Genomic DNA, 20,455 nt, shown 5'->3' with positions numbered 1-20,455 from the left:
AACGGCATGTAGAGCAAGATTGTTAATCTTGCTCTTTATTGTTTTAATTTTTTTTAATTTTTGCTAAAAATTCTTGATGTGATAAAGATTGCTCTTTGGCTCTAAACTGTTGTGTTTTTAAGTTGTCGAGTATTCTTGATATTTCAGTTTTGGGACAAGGTATATGGATTTCAGGAATATGCTGCATACCATAAAGTACGTAGCGATAATTCTCATCTGTAAAAACTGAACTATATCCATTGGCAAGATCGACATACTCACAAACCTTGTCTTTCCATAGTGTCATTTTTTGTTCTAGAGCAGGGATGAATGCTGAGCTTTGCGCGGCTTTTTGCCAAAATTCATTATCATTTCTATCAGTTAAGCAGTAATGAAGTACGATAAACTGTCTAAGATCGGTATACAAGCCGTTCATTGCGGTATTATATGACGTCCTTATTGCTTGGGAGGGATTTGATGACGTTAAATGCGTCGCTAGCAATCTTGCCCCTAAGTTTATAAGATGCAAGCCTGTCGATTCTAAGGGTTCAATAAATCCACCTGCGAGCCCCATTGCAATACAATTTCCAACCCAAAATTCACGTCTACAACCTATCTTCATATCTAAGTGAACAGTTCTTATGATCTCTTGTTCATCGCCAAGATAAGCTTTTAATTCAGCCTCAGCTTGCTCCCTCGTTAGACTATTGCCATCGTAGACATAACCCGTTCCTTGACGATTCGTTAGGTCAATTTCCCAAACCCAACCATGACTAAGCGCTGTTGCTGTCGTATAGGCTCTTGGTAGCTGGTGAGGCAGATATTCCCGCTGCATTGCAACGGCTTTATTGCAAGGTAATTCAGTTTCGAATGATTGCCAGTTATCATTCTTTAGGCTTTGAATTAAAAGCCCTTTAAAGCCTGTGCAGTCGATAAATATGTCGCTCTTGAATGAGCCTTGGTCAGTTACAACCTCAGTGATGTTGCCATCATTAACCAGAACGTCCGTTACATTTGCTTCAACATGCTCTACACCTGCTTGGGTGGCTTTGCGCTTTAAAAAGGCAGCCATGAGCGTCGCGTCTAAGTGGTAACCATAGGGGACAATACCTTGATATTGGTTCAAGTATTGCGTTTTAGGGCTTAAGTTATTTTGCATTAAGCTAAATGAAAGACTTGTTGCTTCAGCAAAGGGAGTGCTGTTTGATTCATTAATCTGATTATTTAAAATCCAAGCACTTGCATTATCAATTTTTCCAGATGGTTTTTGTTGTTCAAATGGATGGAAATATTCATGCATTTTACCATCGACTGGTTTCATCCAGTTACGAAATAATATGCCAGTCTTTAATGTTGCGTTAGTTTCTCTAAGTAGTTCATTTTCATCTAATCCCATAGCTGCAAAGAAGAATCGTAGACTATGAACGGTAGCTTCACCAACGCCAATAATACCAATTTCTTTACTTTCGATAAGTCTAATATCAATGATATTAGACGAATGGTTATATAACTTACTCAAGTAGAGAGCCGTCATCCAACCTGTGCTACCGCCACCGACAATAGTGATACTTTTTAGCGGAGAATTATTCATCTTAATGTTTCCTATTAACTCGCCAACATGACGCTACCCGTCAAAATTATCCAAATGGAGAAAAAAAGTTTTAACACTTTTACTGGGAGATATAGCGCTAATTTACGAGCGAGTAATCCTCCGATAACTGCACCTGGGCCTGCGAATAACACTAACTCAAAGAGGGCATGGCTATTTGTTGAAAAAATATGAATAGGGCTTGCCGACCAAACTGTAATTGCAGAGACAATGACACCGGTGGCGACCGCCATTTTGGCGCATAGTCCCCGTAACATCAGATAAATGACGACTAATTCACCGACGCCTACCGATAACCAAGCTGTGATAATGCCGCCGAAATAGCCAATGAGAGCGAGCCAAAGAAAATCGACTGGCCTTATAGCGCGAGTTATTGGCGTGCTACTTTTGCTACTAATAACGATGGCGATACCGAGTACAATCGAGAAGATGCTGAAACTTGTGTGTAGCGAAGAGGGGGAGTTGAGCTGTAGTAATTGGCTACTCCAGAAACCTAAGACAGAAAAGAAGGCGGCAAGTAATGCTGCTTTCACAAAACCAGACCAGGCGGCATCTTCTCGGTGACGCTTTTTATAATGCAGTGACCATGAAATCGCGCCTGCTGTCATACCAAAGCACTGGATCATAAATGAAGTCGCAACACTTTGAGACTCACTAAAGTTGAGGCTCGAAAAAACGGGAATAAAGATGACGCCACCGCCAGCTCCCGTCGAATTGGCAAATATCGCTCCTGTAATACCCAGAAAAATAAAGCGGCCATATTCTTGGATAAGATCAAATGGCGAATGAAAATGGCTCGCCCAAAATAACCAAGCTCCACAAAGTAGCAATATCAAACTGAGGTTTCGGTAGTGCCGAGTTAAGCGCGGAGCAGATTGGGTATTACTGGGCACTAATGTGTTAAGGGGGTTCATCGATAGCTACCGTGATCTTTGTCATGTTATCGCCATGTTACCAATGAAAGACAACGTTGTCACATAAGCTTGAATAAATAAATTAAACATTTTAAGTAATTGAATAATAATGGTTAAGTATGTCTATTCATAAAAAATAACAATAATTGTCAAAAAAATGTAGAAATCCTGTTCTTTCTTGTGTACTTTAATAATGACAACGCTGTCATCTGCTTGTGTGATACGTTGTTTGTAAGGTCTGCATGAGAGGATGAGGTCTCCTTTTCATGTGTTTGGCAGGAGTATTGCTGTCGGGCGGCGATACGTTTGTCTTTGATATTTTGATAGTCTCTCCCCAGAAACTAGCGTGGGCTGGGTACTGTAAGCAGTGCCCAGCCATTTTTTTAGGGTGTTTTACAATATTACTTCAATGCCTACCTCAGCATTTGAACGTTAGCGGCATAGATAAATAAAACTCACTGGTAAAAACCAGATAATAAAAAGAGGCTGCAATTTATGGCGATTCATTTAACGGCTGCAATGCGCGTCATTGCGACGGGCATGACGAGTGTCATTCGTTATGTTTTTACACTAACGACCACACTAATCATCACTAAACGAGCAGCTTGCTGGTCACTGTTTATCATGGCTCTGACGGGGCTTTCAGCCTCATCCTTCGCTGTGTTTGCCGCCGATAGCGCCTCAAGTCATTTTGCCGCTAACTCAAACTCAAATTTAAACTCTAATTCTGGTTCCTCTGAAGCCATTAAGTCTGACGTTTCTCACACTCAGGCGCCGATTTCAAAAACAATCGTCACCACCATACAGCAGACTTGGCAGCTAAATTTGCTTAAGGAAGCACTGCGCCGTTCGGATAGCGGCTATCAAGTGCAGCAAATGTCGACTCAAATGAATCAAAAACGCAAGGTCGAAGAAGCAATGGCAGGAACAGTCGATGTGTTTTGGAGTATGACCTCAAAAGAATTAGAAGAAACTGTGCTACCCGTGCGCATTCCATTGTTTAAAGGATTACTCGGTAATCGACTGCTGATTATCCGCAAAGCGGATGAAACGCGATTTGCCAAGGTGAAAACCATGGCGGATTTTAGGCAGTTAAAGGCGGGGCAAAATCGTTATTGGCCCGATGCCACGATTCTAGAGGCCAATGGATTACCCGTCGTTACGAGTTATCAGTACACCAATTTATACCCCATGTTAGAAGGTGGGCGTTTTGATTATCTTGCCCTCGGCGCCCAGGAAATTGGTGAAGAACTCGCTAGTCACCCCGATCCCGCACTTAAGGTTGATAGCCATATTCTGCTTCAATATCGCTCGCCAGCTTATTTCTTTGTGTCCCCTAAGCGCCCCGAACTTGCGGCGGCCATTTTAGCAGGGCTTGAAAGTATGGTAAGCGACGGCTCTTTTGATGAGATGTTCAATCGCGAGCTAAAAATTGAGCAACTGTACCGCGAGGCAAAGTTTGAACAAAGGGTCATTATCCGCCTCGATACGCCTGATTTAAGTCCGTTAACGCCAATAGAACGCAAAGAATTATGGTTAGGTCTCTTTAGTATGCAAGGTGCAAAATAATGAAAACATTAGCCTTAAAAGTACAGATTGGGTTAGCGGCAGCGATTTTTATGATAGTCAGCGTTTTGTTCGGTGCATCTTACTGGTTGGCGAGCGATAAATTGGCCGCCAGTGAAACTAAGTTTGAAGACAATACCGTCGCCAATTTGCAAGTCACTATGGCGCAGCCCATCTTCACCTACGATTATGAACAAATCCAAGCCGTGTTATCTGTCATGCTTAAATCTGCGCAGATTTATCATATCGTGGTGAGCGACCATCGCGGTAAAGTGTTGGCCGAGAGTCAACAAACTCAAACGGTAGCCGATGAGTATCTGGTAAAACGTGAAATTCACTTTGCTGACCAAGGTAATCCGACGGGCCAATTGGCCATTCAGTTTTCTATGTTGCCAATTCGCGCTCAGTTGTCAGATTTACTCTTAGGTTATTTCTTGCAGGCGCTGTTAATTCTCGGTGGCAGTTTAATTGTTATCTTTATCATTCTTAAACGTTTAGTGATTAATCCATTGGAGAATGTTGTTCGCGCTATGGAAGAAATTGCCAGCGGTGACGGCGATTTATGCCACAGATTACCCGTCGATAGTCAGGATGAGATTGGTCAGCTTGCCAAGGCATTTAATGGTTTTGTTGAGCAAATTCACGCCACGATTTCCAGAGTGCACGAAACCTCAGGGCTATTACTGGGCGATGCCAAAGCGCTTGGTTCACTGTCGCAAACCAACAATGATCGCGTGCAAACCCAACTAAAAGAAACCGAGGCCGCAGTGACGGCTGTAACTCAGCTAAGTGCCAGTGCTAACGAAGTTGCCATTAATGCCAAGCGCACCGCGGATGCGGCGAGTCAGGCCGATAAAGCGGTCGATGACAGTCAGCGGCAGTTCGATTCGGGATTAGACATTACCCGCAAGCTGGCATCTGAATTAGCTCGCTCGGCATTGTCCGTCTCACAGTTACAGCAAGAAACCCAAAAGATTGATGAAGTGGTCGTAGTGATCAACAGTATTGCCGAGCAGACCAACTTACTGGCGCTTAATGCTGCCATTGAAGCGGCAAGGGCGGGTGAACAAGGGCGCGGTTTTGCTGTGGTGGCCGACGAAGTGCGCACGCTGGCGAGCCGAACCCAACAAGCCACAGGTGAAATACAGAAAATGATCCAGCAGGTTCAGAGCCGTGTGGCTGAAACGGTCACTGTGATGCAAGCGAGCCAAGCCCTCTCGACTCAGGGCGTAAACCGCTCGGAAGAAATTAAGTTAGTACTCACTAAAGTGACTGATTTAGTCTCAAATATCAGTAATATGAACATCGAAGTTTCCCATGCGGCGCAGGAGCAAACCTGCGTCACCGAAGCGATTTCTCGTACGTTAAATGATCTTGCCAATGTCTCAGGTTCAGCCTCACTCGATAGCGAGCACTTAGCGCACTCGAGCGAGCGACTGTTTCACCAAGGGGAAAGACTGCGGACGTTAGTAACTTCCTTCAGATTGTAGCCATTTCTGGAGCTAGATAAGGATAATCATGAAAAAAACACTCTCAGCAAGCGCCATTTTACTGGCTTTAGGATTAGCGGCCTGTACCGAGGCGCCTGTGACGCCTTCCGCAGCGTCAGCCGATAAGGCTGTGGCTCAAACACAGCAAGCTCAGGACGCATTAACTCAAGCGCAGTTACAACAACTCGGGGATTCGTTAGTCGTAACTTACCGTGTTGTGACCAATGTGCCAGACGATAAGTGCCTAAAAGATAAAGCCGATGGTCGCTGTTTTGTCGCTCAAATTGATTTCGTGCCCGGTATGGATTTAGCCAGCCAGGATTGGGAAATTTATTTAAGCCAAATGCGCCCAGTGCAATCGGTTGAAAGCGGTGAATTGACGATAACGCACGTTAAAGGCGATTTACATCGTATTACGCCAACGGCCGCTTTTAAGGGATTTATTAAGGGCGAGAAAAAGCAACTGACGTTCCGTGGTGAGCCGTGGCAATTGGCTGAAACCGACGCTATGCCAAACTATTACCTCGCAGCAAAAGGATTAGAACCCGTCATTATCGCCAGCACTCAAGTGGGTAAAGATGCCGAAACGGGTTTAGAGACGCGTCCGTATGTTGAAGGGTTTACGAATTTTAAAACCCAATATCAACGCACTGAAACGGATAAACTCGCGCCAGCCGATGCCGCGCAATTATTTAAAGCCAATCAAAGCGTGAGTGAAGATGCCGCCTTGGCTGTGGATACCATTATCCCAACGCCACAAAAGGTGAAGATACATTCAACTGATACACCAGTATCTCTTGCTGGTGGTATTAAGCTCGAATATCAGCAAGATAACCCAGAGCAAAAGAGTCAAGTTGCGGCGGCGGTGGCACGTTTAGCTCGCCTGGGTGTGGCTGAATCTGCTAGTGGCATGACGGTGAAATTTGCCAGCCATAAAGGGGATGAGGGCAGTTATCGCTTAGATATTCAGCCAACTGAAATTGTGATCGCTGCCAATGATGCGGCGGGCTTCTCTTACGGTTTGTCATCATTAGCAAGCCTTGTGGATGTGAATTCGCTGAAAGTGAATGCCATGACCATTGAAGACAGCCCACGTTATCCGTTCCGTGGTATGCACATTGATGTGGCACGTAATTTCCACAGCAAACAATTGTTGCTGGATTTGCTCGACCAAATGGCGGCTTATAAGCTCAATAAACTGCATTTACACATGGCTGACGATGAAGGTTGGCGTTTAGAAATCGATGGTCTGCCTGAATTAACCGACATAGGCAGTAAACGTTGCCATGATTTAGATGAAAATACCTGCTTATTACCGCAGTTAGGCAGTGGACCGTTTGGCGATACAAGCGTCAATGGCTATTACACCAAACAAGACTATATCGACATAGTGAAATATGCCGAGGCGCGTCAAATTCAGGTGATCCCGTCGATGGACATGCCGGGTCATAGCCGCGCCGCGATTAAAGCGATGGATGCGCGTTTTCGTCGATTACAGGCTGAAGACGTAGAGCTTAAAAACACGGGCAAAGTGCAGGTTGTTCCTGTGCAGGAAACGGCAAATCAAGCTAGCACAGCTGTAAAAGCGTTAGATGCGGGCGCTCGTCAATTGCAAGCTGAAGGGCAAACCACTGCAGCTGAGCAATATTTGTTATCCGATGCAAACGACAAAACGGTTTATTCTTCAGTGCAATATTACGACGACAATACGCTTAACGTGTGCATGGAATCGACCTATCAGTTTGTCGATAAGGTGATTGATGAAATAGCCAAGTTACACCAAGCCGCGGGTCAACCATTGACACGTTACCACATTGGTGCCGATGAAACGGCGGGAGCTTGGAAACAATCACCACAGTGTTTAGCATTTGTCGCCAATAACGATAAAGGCGTTAAGTCGATAGATGACTTAGGCGCTTATTTTATTGAACGAATTTCGACTATGTTAGCGGCAAAAGGCATTGAAGCTGCAGGATGGAGTGATGGCATGAGCCATGTTCGCCCTGAGAATATGCCCGCTAAAGTGCAGTCTAATATTTGGGATGTGATTGCCCATAAAGGTCATGAGCGCGCCAATCAGCAGGCAAATCTTGGTTGGGAAACCGTGCTCTCTAATCCTGAGGTGCTGTACTTTGATTTCCCCTATGAGGCCGATCCTAAGGAGCATGGTTATTACTGGGCGAGTCGTGCGACCAACAGCCATAAAGTCTTTAGCTTTATGCCTGATAACTTAGCCGCCAATGCCGAGCAATGGACCGATATTGAAAATCAGCCGTTCGAAGCGGACGACAGAATAAAACTCGATGAGGCGGGTAACAAAGTCTCGGGTCCAAGGGAGAAAGGCAAACCTTTTACTGGCTTGCAAGGGCAGATTTGGAGTGAGTCGATTCGCAGTGACGATACGATTGAATATATGGTGTTCCCGCGTTTGTTGATGCTGGCCGAGCGTGCTTGGCATCAAGCGGCATGGGAAGTACCTTATCAATATCAAGGCGCTGTATATAATCAAAGCTCGGGTGCTTTTACTTTAGCCATGCGTGATGCACAGGCAAAGGATTGGCAACAACTTGCGAATACCTTAGGTCATAAAGAGTTTGTTAAGTTAGATAAAGCGGGGATTGATTATCGCGTACCGACGGTCGGCGCCGAGATCCGTGACGGTAAACTGTTTGCCAATATCGCCTATCCCGGACTCAAACTGGAATACCGAAGCCTAAATGGCCAATGGCAAGCTTATCAAGCGGGACAGGCGGTCACTGCACCGATTGAGGTCCGTGCCATAGCTGCCGATGGTATTCGTAAAGGCCGAAGTTTAATCGTTAACTAAATCGATTTTTATATCTGGCTGTATTTTAAAGATAAAATACAGCCTTTTTGTTTTTCTGTGTCAGTGATTGCCTAAATTTGATTTTAGATCATAAATCACTTAAAAAAGTAAATGACAACGCTGTCATTTTTGTTGTAACATTGAGTTAACTAAAGTTGAGCGCTGTATTAACGGCAAATAATAAGCAACGGTAGCGCTGCATTGATAGCTGAAGAGGGGTGTCATGGGGTTAGTCCAGACAAAAGATCAACAACTGTTTATAGGTGTAGATGGCGGCGGCAGTAAATGTCGCGCCACCATTTACTGCGCAGACGGTACCGTTTTAGGGACAGGTGTTGCTGGACGCGCAAATCCGCTGCATGGTCTCACACAAACATTTGAATCCATTGAAGCATCGACTCGCCTGGCGTTGCTGGATGCGGGCATGAACGAGAGCGATAGTCACTTGCTGGTGGCGGGTCTTGGTCTTGCTGGCGTAAATGTCCCTAGGTTATATCAAGATGTTATCAACTGGCAGCATCCTTTTGCAGCCATGTATGTCACTACCGATTTGCATACGGCTTGTATTGGTGCCCACCGCGGTGCCGATGGCGCTGTGATCATCACGGGTACTGGCTCTTGCGGTTATGCCCATGTTGGTGATACCAGCTTGAGTATTGGTGGTTATGGTTTTGCATTGGGTGATAAGGGCAGCGGTGCTTGGCTGGGATTAAAAGCCGCCGAACACGTGTTGTTAGCACTCGATGGTTTTGCCGTACCAACCCGATTAACCGATATGCTGCTTAATTATTTTAACGTCACCGATGCGCTCGGCATTGTCGAAAATCTAGCGGGTAAATCATCAAGTTGCTACGCCGCATTAGCCAGAAGCGTGCTTGATTGCGCCAGTGAAGGTGACGCGGTCGCGACGGCGATAGTGCAAGAGGGCGCAGATTATATTAGCGACATGGCGCGTAAGCTATTTAGCCTAAATCCGGTGCGTTTTTCGATGATCGGTGGCCTTGCAGAGCCTTTACAAGCCTGGCTCGGTGCCGATGTGGTCGCCAAAATTTCAAAAACCTTAGCCCCACCCGAACTCGGTGCTATGTATTTCGCCCAGCAAGAATTTAATAAGTCGTTATCAGTGCACATAGGCACTGAAGCCAAATCCTGTATTTGAACGTGAAGGTAAAAGACATGACAAACACTATTATGGAGCAAGAAGCTCGCACCGCACCGCAAAAAATCGCTGGTCAGTTAGAAGCTAACGCTGAAATCATGCAGCAGTTAGGTGAAAAGCTGCGCGCCTTCGATCCCCGTTTTGTAATGATCGTTGGTCGTGGTTCATCGGATCATGCGGGTGTTTTTGCTAAGTACTTATTTGAAATCGAAGCGGGCGTACCGACGTTTGCCGCCGCCCCTTCAGTGGCGAGTGTCTATGGTAAGACCTTGAAACTCGAAGGCGCATTAGTGATTGTGATTTCACAATCTGGCCGTAGCCCTGATATTTTGGCGCAGGCGCGTATGGCAAAAAATGCCGGCGCTTTTTGTGTTGCCTTAGTCAATGATGAAACCGCACCGATTAAAGATATCGTCGATGTTGTTGTGCCTTTACGTGCCGGCGAAGAAAAAGCGGTTGCCGCAACTAAGAGTTACCTCGCAACGTTGTCAGCGATTTTACAACTTGCCGCCACTTGGACTCAAAGCGAATCGCTTGCTAGCGCCGTCGCTTCTTTACCCCAAGCGCTGCAAACGGCGGTGGACGCTGAGCCACAACTCACGCCAGAATCTGTTACCAACGTGAAGAACTTGGTCGTACTTGGCCGTGGTTTAGGTTATGCGGTATCTAAGGAAATTGCGCTTAAGTTGAAAGAAGTGTGCTCAATCCATGCCGAAGCCTTCAGCAGCGCCGAGTTCCTCCACGGTCCTGTGACCTTAGTTGAGAAAAAACTCACTATCGTTGATGTGTGTATTGGCGATGAATCCTACGCTAGCCATATCGAACAGATTGAAAACGTGAGCCAACGCGGCGCCGATTTAGTGCATCTGAATCAAACCTCGACCGACATTCACCCCCGTGTGGCGCCGTTAGCCTTATTACAACGTTTCTATATCGACGTGGCTGCGGTTGCGATTGCCCGCGGTATCGATCCCGATCAACCTGCTGGCCTTAAAAAAGTGACCCAAACGCTCTAAGCTGCCGAAATTAAAGACTTAAGTCACTCGTGTTATTTATTGAAAGAGGTTTGCGATGAAAATCACCTTGATCGCCGAGCGTATTTTTGATGGTGAATATTTCCATCAAGATGTGCCTGTTACTGTCGAAGACGGGCACATTCTGGCGTTTGATACGGTTGTTGGCGCGAAGGAAATCCGCCAAGCCGGAACGCTGGTGCCAGGTTTTATTGATGTGCAAGTGAACGGTGGCGGCGGGGCGTTATTCAATGCCGATCCGAGTGTTAATTGCATTGAAACTATCGGCCGTGCCCATGCACGTTTTGGCACGACCGGATTTTTACCTACGCTTATTACCGACGATGTCAGCGTGATGGCAAATGCAGCCGATGCAGTGGCCGAGGCTTTAGTCAAAGGTAGCGCTGGCGTTTTAGGGGTGCATTTTGAAGGACCACATTTATCTGTGCCTAAAAAAGGTGTACATCCGCAGGGTTTTATTCGCGAAATAACCGATGCTGAACTCGCGGTATTTTGTCGTCAAGATCTGGGTATTAAAGTTGTCACGCTTGCGCCTGAGAATGTGTCGCCAGAGGTGATCCGCACGCTCGTCGCGGCGGGCGTGAAGGTGTGTTTGGGCCACTCTAATGCAGACTACGATACTGTTGTTGCGGCATTAGCGGCAGGCGCGACGGGCTTTACGCACCTTTATAATGCGATGTCACCACTGGGTTCCCGTGAGCCGGGCATGGTTGGCGCGGCGATTGAGAGTGAAACTGCTTGGTGTGGTTTGATTGTCGATGGTCACCATGTGCACCCAGCGGCGGCAAAGGTTGCACTAAGGGCAAAATCTAGGGGCAAGATGATGTTAGTCACGGATGCTATGCCGCCAGTTGGTATGGAGGATGAGACTAGTTTCGAGCTCTTTGGTACTCGAGTGTTAAGAGTCGGCGACAGATTAAATGCCGTGACAGGTGAGCTGGCGGGCTGTGTGCTCGATATGGCAACTGCGGTCAATAATACGGTGAACTTGTTGGGTTTACCTTTGGCGGAAGCCTTAAGAATGGCGGCGTTATATCCCGCGCAATTCCTCGGGATTGACCATAAGGCTGGCCGTTTAGCACTGGGATACAGGGCTGACTTTGTCTTGCTCGATGCGCAGAACAAAGTGCAGGCAAACTACATTGCGGGACAAGCAGTTTATACACACCCTTAAATTGCATTTACATTTGCAGTTTAGGTGATTTTTAACATCTGGCCCTTGTCGTATTTTGATGACAGGGGCTAAGTTTTTTTATTGTACAGCACTAATTTTAAACAGTATTAGTTTTGTACAGTATTAGTTTTGCTCAACTTTTATAAAAGCTTTTAATAACAATAATAAAGGATGATGGCATGGGGACTACACAGACAAACGCAATTGCGCCAGTAAAGGTGAATAAACCTAGGTTGATGTCGCTGGATGCACTGCGCGGCTTCGATATGTTTTGGATTTTGGGCGGTGAGGCTCTGTTTGGTGGCTTGCTTATTCTAACAGGCTGGGCTGGTTGGCAATGGGGCGATGAACAGATGCACCATAGCCAATGGCACGGCTTTCGGTTTTACGATTTAATCTTTCCGCTGTTTATTTTCCTCTCTGGTGTGGCCTTAGGTTTATCCCCCAAACGTTTAGATAAATTACCCATGAGTGAGCGATTACCTGTGTATCGTCACGGGATTAAACGACTCTTTTTATTGCTATTACTGGGCATTTTATACAATCACGGTTGGGGTACAGGCGCGCCTGCCGATCCTGAAAAAATTCGCTATGCCAGTGTGTTAGGTCGAATCGCCTTTGCATGGTTCTTTGCCGCATTATTGGTGTGGCACACGAGTCTACGAACCCAAATTATCGTCGCCTTGGGCATTTTGCTCGGTTATGGCGCAATGCAACTTTGGTTGCCTTTCCCTGGTGGACAGGCCGGCGTGCTCTCGCCAACGGAATCCATCAATGCCTATGTCGATTCGATTTTATTACCCGGCGTGAGCTATCAGGGACGCACGCCCGATCCTGAAGGTTTACTGTCGACTATTCCCTCCATAGTCAATGCGTTAACGGGTGTGTTTGTCGGCCACTTTATTGTTAAATCCCATCCTAAAGGAGAGTGGGCCAAAGTGGGATTGCTCGCCGCTGCGGGTGGCATTTGCTTAGCCTTAGGTTGGCTGTTGGATCTTGTCATTCCGGTCAATAAAGAGCTGTGGACCAGTTCATTTGTGCTGGTGACGTCGGGCTGGAGCATGATTCTGCTGGCAGTGTTCTATGCCTTAGTCGATGTGCTTAAGTGGCAAAAAGCCGCCTTTTTCTTTGTGGTGATAGGCACCAACGCCATCATCATTTATTTAGCGTCGAGCTTAGTGGATTGGAAATATATCGCCCAAAGCGTGTTAGGCGGCTTAGTGCTGGCCTTGCCTGAAAGCGCTCAAACGTTGGCAGCGGTTGTCAGCTTGCTTGCTGTACAGTGGCTGGTTTTATATTGGATGTATCGCCGCAATATTTTTGTCAGGATTTAGTCAGTTGGCTTAATAGCTTGAGATCAGCCGCACGCACTCAGTGTCTGCGGCTTTTTTTACATTATTTTATGGATGTGAGTTACAACTTAGCTATCGGCCAATTGATGATTACGAGGGAATATTCGCGAGAATTTATTAAATGACAGCGTTGTCTTTTTGTGTTATTTGTTTTAACATCACTGAAACAATGGTGCGTTTGGATGATAACATTAGCCATTGCGGACGAGTCGCGATACGGATATTCGGGAACTTAGGCATTAATTTAAACCCCGTTATCACCTCAATAATTAATTACTATAAGAAGCAGGTTTATGGAAATGACACTCGATAAAAGCCAGCAAAAAAGCAGCTTTCTCCCCATGGCCATAGTGGCCGCTCTCTTTTTCATCCTCGGATTCGCCACTTGGTTGAATGGTTCTTTGATGCCGTATTTGAAACAAATATTGCAACTCAATCCCTTTCAAGCGTCGTTGATCCTGTTTTCTTTCTATATCGCAGTGACCTTTACTGCCTTGCCATCCGCCTGGCTTATTCGCAAAGTCGGTTATAAGAATGGCATGGCGATCGGCATGGGCGTGATGATGCTGGCGGGTTTACTGTTTATCCCCGCCGCGGAAACCCAAATATTTGCCTTGTTCTTACTGGCCCAATTAGTGATGGGTGCAGGCCAAACCCTATTACAAACTGCGGTTAACCCTTATGTGGTGCGTTTAGGCCCTGAAGAATCCGCCGCTGCCCGTGTGAGCGTGATGGGCATTTTGAACAAAGGTGCGGGTGTGATTGCGCCTGTGGTGTTCTCTGCACTGATTTTAGACAGCTTTAAAGACCGTATCGGTACTGAGCTGACTCAAATTCAAATTGATGAAATGGCAGACGGTTTAGTATTGCCGTACTTAGGCATGGCGATTTTTATTGGCATTTTGGCGTTAGCGGTGAAGAAGTCGCCATTACCAGAATTATCCAATGAAGATGAAGCCGTTGAAAATACCGATAAAGGCCAACTTAAAGCGGCGCTGTCTCACCCTAACTTAGCCTTTGGCGTGTTGGCACTGTTTGTTTATGTTGCGGTGGAAGTGATTGCCGGTGACACTATCGGCACTTTTGCGTTATCACTCGGGGTTGAGCATTACGGGGTGATGACCTCCTATACCATGGTGTGTATGGTGCTAGGTTACACGCTTGGTATCCTGTTAATTCCTCGCTTTATTTCACAGCCTAAGGCTTTAATGGTGTCGGCTATTCTGGGTTTGTTACTGACATGCGGTATTTTGTTCGGCGACAATAACTCCTACGCTATCGCCAATGTTGTGTTAGTGCCTTTTGGTGGCGTTGCGCTGCCCGATACTTTGTTGATGATTGCTTTTCTTGGTTTAGCTAATGCGATTGTTTGGCCTGCTGTATGGCCGCTAGCCTTGTCTGGGATGGGCAAATTGACCAGCACGGGTTCTGCGCTTCTCATCATGGGGATTGCAGGTGGCGCTTTTGGTCCAGTGTCTTGGGGCTTGATGAGCTCGGCGACAGATATGGGCATGCAGGGCGGCTATATTGTGATGTTACCCTGTTATCTGTTCATCCTGTTCTACGCGGTGAAAGGCCATAAGATGCGTAGTTGGTAGATAAGCCTGTTTGAACTGTCCCGTCCTAAGATAGGTTGACAGTTTTTAGGCCAGCTCCACTAGCTGGCCTTTTCTATTGTGCACCTGATTAGGGGTTGCCATATTCAAACTCAGATGCGGTCTCATATCGTTGTATATTGCTATCGATTCTCTAACAAGTATCTTCAGCTCCGCAAATGTCCTACATCGGTGCAGTAAAAACTCCTGCTTCAGTATGCCATTCACTCTTTCTGCTAATGCATTTTGGTTGCAATCATGACCATCCGTCATTGACGGCTGGATTTGGCTCGCCTGAAGCGCATTCTGATAAACTGCTGAGCAGTATTGTAAGCCTCTGTCTGAGTGATGCACCGCGTTGCCGATATAGCGTTTATCTTTTATGGCCATTTTTAACGCTTTCACCACACTCTCGGCTTTCATGTCTTTACTCACGTGATGACCGACTATCTTACGCGAACTCGCATCGGTGACCAGTGACAGGTAGTGCACACCTTGGTCTGACTCAAGATAGGTGATATCGCTGACCAGTACATGCTCTGCATCATGCAGTCCTTCCTCTTTCAGCAAATTAGGATGCTTCTTCATCCAGTGTTTGCTGAACGTGGTTTTTGTGTAGCTTTTCTTCGGTTTAACCAGTAAACCTTCACTTCTCAAATAGGTAAAAAAACCATCTCGCCCGAGTTTAATATCGTGCTCAACCAGCTTGGATTTTATCAACGTGTAGAGCTTACGGGCCCCTAACCTTGGCATATATTTACGCCAGTACTGGACCCAGTCTTGGATGACCGATAGCTCAGCTCTACGACTTTCCATTCGAGCAACTGCCTGATAAATACCTTGCCTCGACATACCCGCAGCACGACATGCGGCAGCGAGGTTTATTTCTCCGTTGCTTTTTGCTTGCCAGACGTACCGGATAAGTACTTTTTTCTAAGGCCTGCTCCATATTCATTGTCCATGATATCAACCATGCCATTGAGGATTTGGTTACGTAGTTTCTCTTCTGCTAACTCACGTTCAAGGCGCTTGATCGTTTCGGCAGGGGTTTCTTTTGACTTAGGCATAAGGGGATGCTGAAAAGGTTTCGACCAATCGAGTCTACCATGTTTTCTAAGCCAAACGAGTACGGTTGAACGGCCTTGAATACCAAAACGAGCTTGGGCTTGTTTGTACGTCATTTCGCCTTTTTCAACACGCTCTACAACGCCTAATTTAAAGGCTAAGGTGTAATCTCGTTGTGTGCGCTTACGGCTTGAGTTAATTGATGTTGTCATAAAGAAGTCCTCTTTATGTCAACGTATTTCAGGACGGGACAAACAGCTAAAAAGAAGCCCTCGATGATGAGGGCTTTTTTGTGTCTTAGTTTATCTAAGCGGTTCTTCCGAACTTTATACTAAGGCGAAATTAGAACGCGTAACTTACGCTCGCAAGCACTGTATCTGAGGTTTTGAATGCGCCATCAGAGACCTTTTGATCGCCGCTAAGATCTGTGCCTAACCAAGCAAGAGAAAGCCCAAAGCCTGACAGTTCAGTCGATACGCCAACAGAGTAATCTGAGTAGCTATCAAAGCCTTCACCGTCATCCAATGCATCACCAACGTTGTAGCCGTAGTGCAGATCGAGACTCCAGTTCTCAACAAATTCATAGGAATAGTTAAGCTCAGCATAGTGATAGTCTAAATCACTACCGCCGTAGTCATTGGTGTACCAGTAAGCGGCACGAAAGCCTTTATAATCCATGCCAGCCGTGACTTCAAAGTAGCCAATGTCACTTTCGCCTGAGTAGTTATAACGGTTAAGGGTAATGTCGTAGGTCAGATCTTCGTTGATTTCGCCACCATAGGCGACATAGAAATCGTATTCGATAGCAGGGCCGTTATAACCTGGCTCATCAAAATCCACGTTACTTGCCCAAGCACCGACAGAGAAACCCGAGTCGAAGCTCCAATCAATACCGCCTTGCAGGGCTGGATCGCCAGCGGTTTGTGAAACACCGCGGAAACGATAGTCGTTAGTGAGACTAATCTCCCCTGTTACTTCGGCGGCGGCCATGCCGGAGAATAGGGTCGTGGTTAGCGCGAGTCCGACAAGCTGTACCAGCCGTTTTTTATTCAGATTGTTATACACGGTATTTCTCCCATTTTCTTTGTTGACTCGGACGTGTTACTGGCGGGCATGATTATTCAATTGCGCCAGTGCATCCGTTGGTTTGCCAAACAACAGCCTAGGAAAACCCGTTGCTGTGACCTCATGGCGAGTTATTGCTAAGATAACTTAGCTTTTTTGAGGCTAACATCAGCCTCGTTGATCTCACTTTTGTTCGAAAATGACGTAAACCTTGCGGCAGGGTTCCACGACTTCCCAAGTGCCTTGAAAACCCGCGGGTATAATAAACCTGTCGCCCACAGTGAACGTCTGCGATTGACCTTGAAGATCGGTAATAACACTTATTCCTTCGAGGATTTCGCAGTACTCGTATTCAGTGTAGTTTATTTTCCAAGCGCCTGATTCACTTTGCCAAATTCCACTGTGAAATTGATCACAAGGACTAGAATAATGATTCTCTAGCCCTTGAGTTGGATTGCCTGCTAACAACTTTTCCGTCGGTAACTGATAGGTCTCGACGGGTGTTTGCGCCGTAGCAAAGCGAATAATGGCGTTGATACTCACAGTCATTTGCGATTTCCTTATTGAGCTGACATTCGGCTATTTCATCGTAGGCATTACAAACTCGGCTTGAGTCTGTTTACCCACGGGCCAGCGGGCAGTAATTGCCTTACGTTTGGTATAAAAACGCACGCCATCTGGACCATGCATGTGCAGCGGCCCAAAGAGTGATCGCTTCCAACCGCCAAAACTGTGGAACGCCATCGGCACCGGGATCGGCACGTTCACCCCAACCATACCCACTTGTACGTGGTGGCAAAAATGCCTTGCCGCTTCACCACTTTGGGTGAAAATCGCCGTGCCATTGCCAAATTCGTGTTGGTTAATCAGCTCAAGCGCCGTTGGGTAATCTTTCACGCGCACAATCGCCAGCACTGGCCCAAAGATTTCTTCGCGGTAGATGCTCATTTCAGGCGTGACGTGGTCGAACAAACAGGCGCCGAGGAAATAGCCCTGTGGATTTTCTTCAACACTCAATTTACGGCCATCGACCAGCAGCGCTGCGCCTTCTTGCACACCGGCTTCAACATATTGGGTGACCTTGGCAAGGTGCTGTTTGGAGATCAGCGGACCCATTTCCATCTCTGGCGTTAGGCCGTTGCCGACTTTTAAGCTTTGGATTTGCGGTAGCAGTTTTTCCACTAACGCATCGCCCACATCGCCTACCGCGAGTACGACAGAAATCGCCATACAACGCTCACCAGCACTGCCGTAGGCTGCGCCCATTAAGGCGCTAACGGCTTGATCTAAATCCGCATCTGGCATAAGTAACATATGGTTTTTCGCGCCGCCTAAGGCTTGCACGCGTTTGCCATGTTTAGAGGCTGTGCTATAGATGTATTCGGCAATCGGCGTCGAGCCCACAAAGCTCACCGCTTGCACATCTTTATGGGTGAGTAAGGTATCGACGGCTTCTTTGTCGCCGTTAATCACGTTAAACACGCCATCGGGAAGACCCGCTTCTTTAAGCAGCTCGGCAATACGCATCACCGAGCTTGGGTCTTTTTCCGAGGGTTTCATAATAAAGGTGTTACCGCAGGCAATCGCGATTGGGAACATCCACATGGGAACCATCACGGGGAAGTTAAAGGGCGCTATGCCTGCGACAACACCTAATGCTTGATTCACTGACCAAGAGTCGACCCCGCCACCGACTTGCTGGGTGTGTTCACCTTTAAGCAAGTGCGGAATACCACAGGCAAATTCGACCACTTCGAGACCACGGATCAACTCGCCCTTAGCATCGTCGATCACTTTGCCGTGCTCGCGGGTGATAAGTTGCGCCATTTCATCTAGGTGCTGCTCAACTAAAGCTTTGAATTTAAATAGCACTCGAGCGCGGTTGAGTGGTGTCACCTGCGACCAGGTTTCAAAGGCGGTTTTAGCGATTGCGATGGCTTCACCGACTTCAGTTTCGCTTGCGAGTGAGACTTGGCCACGTAGTTCACCCGTGGCGGGTTCAAAAATATCTTGGGTTCTGGTACTGGCAGGAGTGTGCTGACCATTAACAAAGTGAGTGATCTTGAGCATAGTTAACCTTTGATGTTCCCCGCCGCAGCGGGGTGTTAAATGTGAGAGTGGAACGAACAGCTGGCGCTATTATCCAACGGCGTTAATGGCATCGCTTAGGCTATTAACCATTTGGTCAATTTCGTGTTTATCGACAATCAGTGGCGGTGACATGGCAATGATGTCGCCCGTGGCGCGCACTAAAGTGCCGTGGCGGAAGCAGTGTTCAAACACGCCGTAACCCCGTTTACCCGCGCCTTGAGCGTTAGGGGAGAATTGAATCCCAGCAACTAGCCCTGTGTTGCGAATATCAATCACATTCGGCAACCCTTTGAGGCTGTGCACGGCGTCTTCAAAGTAGCGTTCAAGCTCAAAACTGCGCTCGAATAATTGCTCATTCTCATAAATCGATAGGGTGGCAAGCGCCGCCGCTGCAGCGACTGGATGACCGGAATAGGTGTAGCCGTGGAAGAACTCAATCAGTTCATTAGGGCCTTGCATGCAAGTGTCGTGGATAAAATCTTGCACGAACACTGCGCCCATAGGAATCGCACCGTTATTGATGGCTTTAGCCGTGGTGATAATGTCTGGAATAACACCCCAACGCTGACTCGCGAAGGCGGCGCCAACGCGGCCAAAAGCGGTAATGACTTCATCAAAAATCAGTAGGATGCCATGCTTTTTAGTGATTTCACGCAGACGTTTTAAGTAACCTTGTGGCGGCAATATCACCCCTGCTGAACCCGACATTGGTTCAACGATTACGGCGGCAATGTTTTCGGCGCCATGCAGGGTAACAAGCTGTTCTAATATCTCGGCTTTTTCAGCGCCAAAGTGTGAGAGTCCACGGGTAAATGCCGCATTTTGGATATCTAAGGTATGAGGTAAGTGATCGACGCCCTGCAGTAATTGGCCGCTAAATGCTTTGCGGTTATTGCTTAACCCACCCACAGAGATGCCGCCAAAGCCGACACCGTGGTAACCCATTTCGCGCCCGATAAAGCGAGTGCGTGAGGCTTGACCGTTGGCTCTGTGATAGCAAAGTGCCATCTTAAGTGCTGTATCGACGGACTCAGAACCTGAGTTAGTAAAGAAGACTTTGTTTAATCCTTCAGGACTTAGCTCGACTAAGCGCTCGGCAAGTTCAAAGGCGATAGGGTGACCCATTTGGAAGGAGGGCGCGTAGTCCATCTGTTTAATTTGTTTGCTGACCGCTTCGCTGATTTCTTTGCGACCATGGCCTGCGTTACAACACCATAAACCTGCGGTAGCATCTAATACCTTATTGCCATCAATATCCGTGTAATACATGCCTTCCGCTTTGGTGAGTAACCGCGGGTTGGTTTTGAATTGGCGGTTGGCGGTAAAAGGCATCCAGAAATGTTCAAGTGAGGGATGCTCAGTTGAAGATTGATGTGAAGCATCACTTGAGGAATTGAGCGGCAAATCGGCCATAGTGTCTACCTTGTCCTGTATTTTCAGGTCTTGTTTTAGGGTGGCTAATATTTGCTATGCTATGTTAGAAATAATGAACATGGAAGAGCTGTGTGCAGTTATTTGTGGCAAAAAAGCTATTT

General features: G+C 46.8%; 15 protein-coding genes. 8 read left to right on the top strand and 7 right to left on the bottom strand.

Features of this window, described 5'->3' with window-relative positions; all coding sequences use genetic code 11:
- Positions 1–43 precede the first annotated feature (43 nt).
- Positions 44–1,570: a tryptophan halogenase family protein gene (locus Q4Q46_RS01910; protein ID WP_311905080.1), complete on the bottom strand. Its 1,527-nt coding sequence runs from the start codon at positions 1,568–1,570 to the stop codon at positions 44–46.
- Between the two features lie 14 nt (positions 1,571–1,584).
- Complete coding sequence (locus tag Q4Q46_RS01905) at positions 1,585–2,502, bottom strand: sulfite exporter TauE/SafE family protein (RefSeq protein WP_311905079.1); 918 nt, start codon at positions 2,500–2,502, stop codon at positions 1,585–1,587.
- Between the two features lie 495 nt (positions 2,503–2,997).
- Between Q4Q46_RS01905 and Q4Q46_RS01900 the strand changes: the two genes are divergently transcribed.
- The 8 genes from Q4Q46_RS01900 to nagP all read left to right on the top strand — a co-directional run bounded on the left by Q4Q46_RS01900 (position 2,998) and on the right by nagP (position 14,702).
- Complete coding sequence (locus Q4Q46_RS01900) at positions 2,998–4,071, top strand: substrate-binding periplasmic protein (RefSeq protein WP_311905078.1); 1,074 nt, start codon at positions 2,998–3,000, stop codon at positions 4,069–4,071.
- Positions 4,071–5,558 carry a methyl-accepting chemotaxis protein gene (locus tag Q4Q46_RS01895; RefSeq protein ID WP_311905077.1) on the top strand — a complete coding sequence of 496 codons (1,488 nt, stop codon included), beginning with the start codon at positions 4,071–4,073 and terminating at the stop codon, positions 5,556–5,558. The genes Q4Q46_RS01900 and Q4Q46_RS01895 overlap by 1 nt, the downstream gene beginning before the upstream one ends.
- Before the next feature lie 28 nt (positions 5,559–5,586).
- On the top strand, positions 5,587–8,385 hold the full coding sequence (locus Q4Q46_RS01890; protein ID WP_311905076.1) for a beta-N-acetylhexosaminidase: 2,799 nt from the start codon (positions 5,587–5,589) through the stop codon (positions 8,383–8,385).
- Between the two features lie 223 nt (positions 8,386–8,608).
- Positions 8,609–9,544: an N-acetylglucosamine kinase gene (gene nagK, locus Q4Q46_RS01885; RefSeq protein WP_311905075.1), complete on the top strand. Its 936-nt coding sequence runs from the start codon at positions 8,609–8,611 to the stop codon at positions 9,542–9,544.
- A 17-nt stretch (positions 9,545–9,561) separates the two neighbouring features.
- A complete protein-coding gene (gene nagB-II, locus Q4Q46_RS01880) occupies positions 9,562–10,560 on the top strand; it encodes a glucosamine-6-phosphate deaminase NagB-II (RefSeq protein ID WP_311905074.1) in 999 nt (332 codons plus the stop codon).
- Positions 10,561–10,615: 55 nt separating this feature from the next.
- Positions 10,616–11,752: an N-acetylglucosamine-6-phosphate deacetylase gene (gene nagA / locus Q4Q46_RS01875; protein WP_311905073.1), complete on the top strand. Its 1,137-nt coding sequence runs from the start codon at positions 10,616–10,618 to the stop codon at positions 11,750–11,752.
- A 179-nt stretch (positions 11,753–11,931) separates the two neighbouring features.
- Positions 11,932–13,086: a transmembrane glucosamine N-acetyltransferase NagX gene (gene nagX / locus Q4Q46_RS01870; protein WP_311905072.1), complete on the top strand. Its 1,155-nt coding sequence runs from the start codon at positions 11,932–11,934 to the stop codon at positions 13,084–13,086.
- 317 nt (positions 13,087–13,403) lie between these two features.
- Positions 13,404–14,702 carry an N-acetylglucosamine MFS transporter NagP gene (gene nagP, locus Q4Q46_RS01865; protein WP_012588308.1) on the top strand — a complete coding sequence of 433 codons (1,299 nt, stop codon included), beginning with the start codon at positions 13,404–13,406 and terminating at the stop codon, positions 14,700–14,702.
- Positions 14,703–14,747: 45 nt separating this feature from the next.
- On the opposite strand, the gene Q4Q46_RS01860 is transcribed toward nagP, so the two are convergent.
- From Q4Q46_RS01860 to aptA, 5 genes are all read right to left on the bottom strand, one after another.
- Positions 14,748–15,976 (bottom strand): IS3 family transposase gene (locus tag Q4Q46_RS01860; protein ID WP_311905071.1). Its coding sequence is split into 2 segments (ribosomal slippage): positions 14,748–15,625 and positions 15,625–15,976, totalling 1,230 coding nucleotides; the frame shifts between segments, so codons are not numbered across the junction.
- A 130-nt stretch (positions 15,977–16,106) separates the two neighbouring features.
- On the bottom strand, positions 16,107–16,829 hold the full coding sequence (locus tag Q4Q46_RS01855) for a TorF family putative porin (RefSeq protein WP_012588307.1): 723 nt from the start codon (positions 16,827–16,829) through the stop codon (positions 16,107–16,109).
- Between the two features lie 183 nt (positions 16,830–17,012).
- Positions 17,013–17,378, bottom strand: a complete 366-nt coding sequence (locus Q4Q46_RS01850; RefSeq protein ID WP_115335277.1) for a cupin domain-containing protein — start codon at positions 17,376–17,378, stop codon at positions 17,013–17,015.
- Between the two features lie 30 nt (positions 17,379–17,408).
- On the bottom strand, positions 17,409–18,899 hold the full coding sequence (locus Q4Q46_RS01845) for a CoA-acylating methylmalonate-semialdehyde dehydrogenase (RefSeq protein ID WP_220592274.1): 1,491 nt from the start codon (positions 18,897–18,899) through the stop codon (positions 17,409–17,411).
- A gap of 69 nt (positions 18,900–18,968) precedes the next feature.
- The gene (gene aptA, locus Q4Q46_RS01840) at positions 18,969–20,333 is read right to left on the bottom strand and encodes an omega-aminotransferase AptA (protein ID WP_311905070.1); all 1,365 of its coding nucleotides are present in this window, start codon (positions 20,331–20,333) and stop codon (positions 18,969–18,971) included.
- Positions 20,334–20,455: the final 122 nt, after the last annotated feature.

The organism is Shewanella vaxholmensis (genome assembly GCF_031932135.1).
GTDB classification, from domain to species: Bacteria; Pseudomonadota; Gammaproteobacteria; order Enterobacterales; family Shewanellaceae; genus Shewanella; species Shewanella hafniensis.
This window is presented reverse-complemented; position numbering and strand designations above follow the sequence as displayed.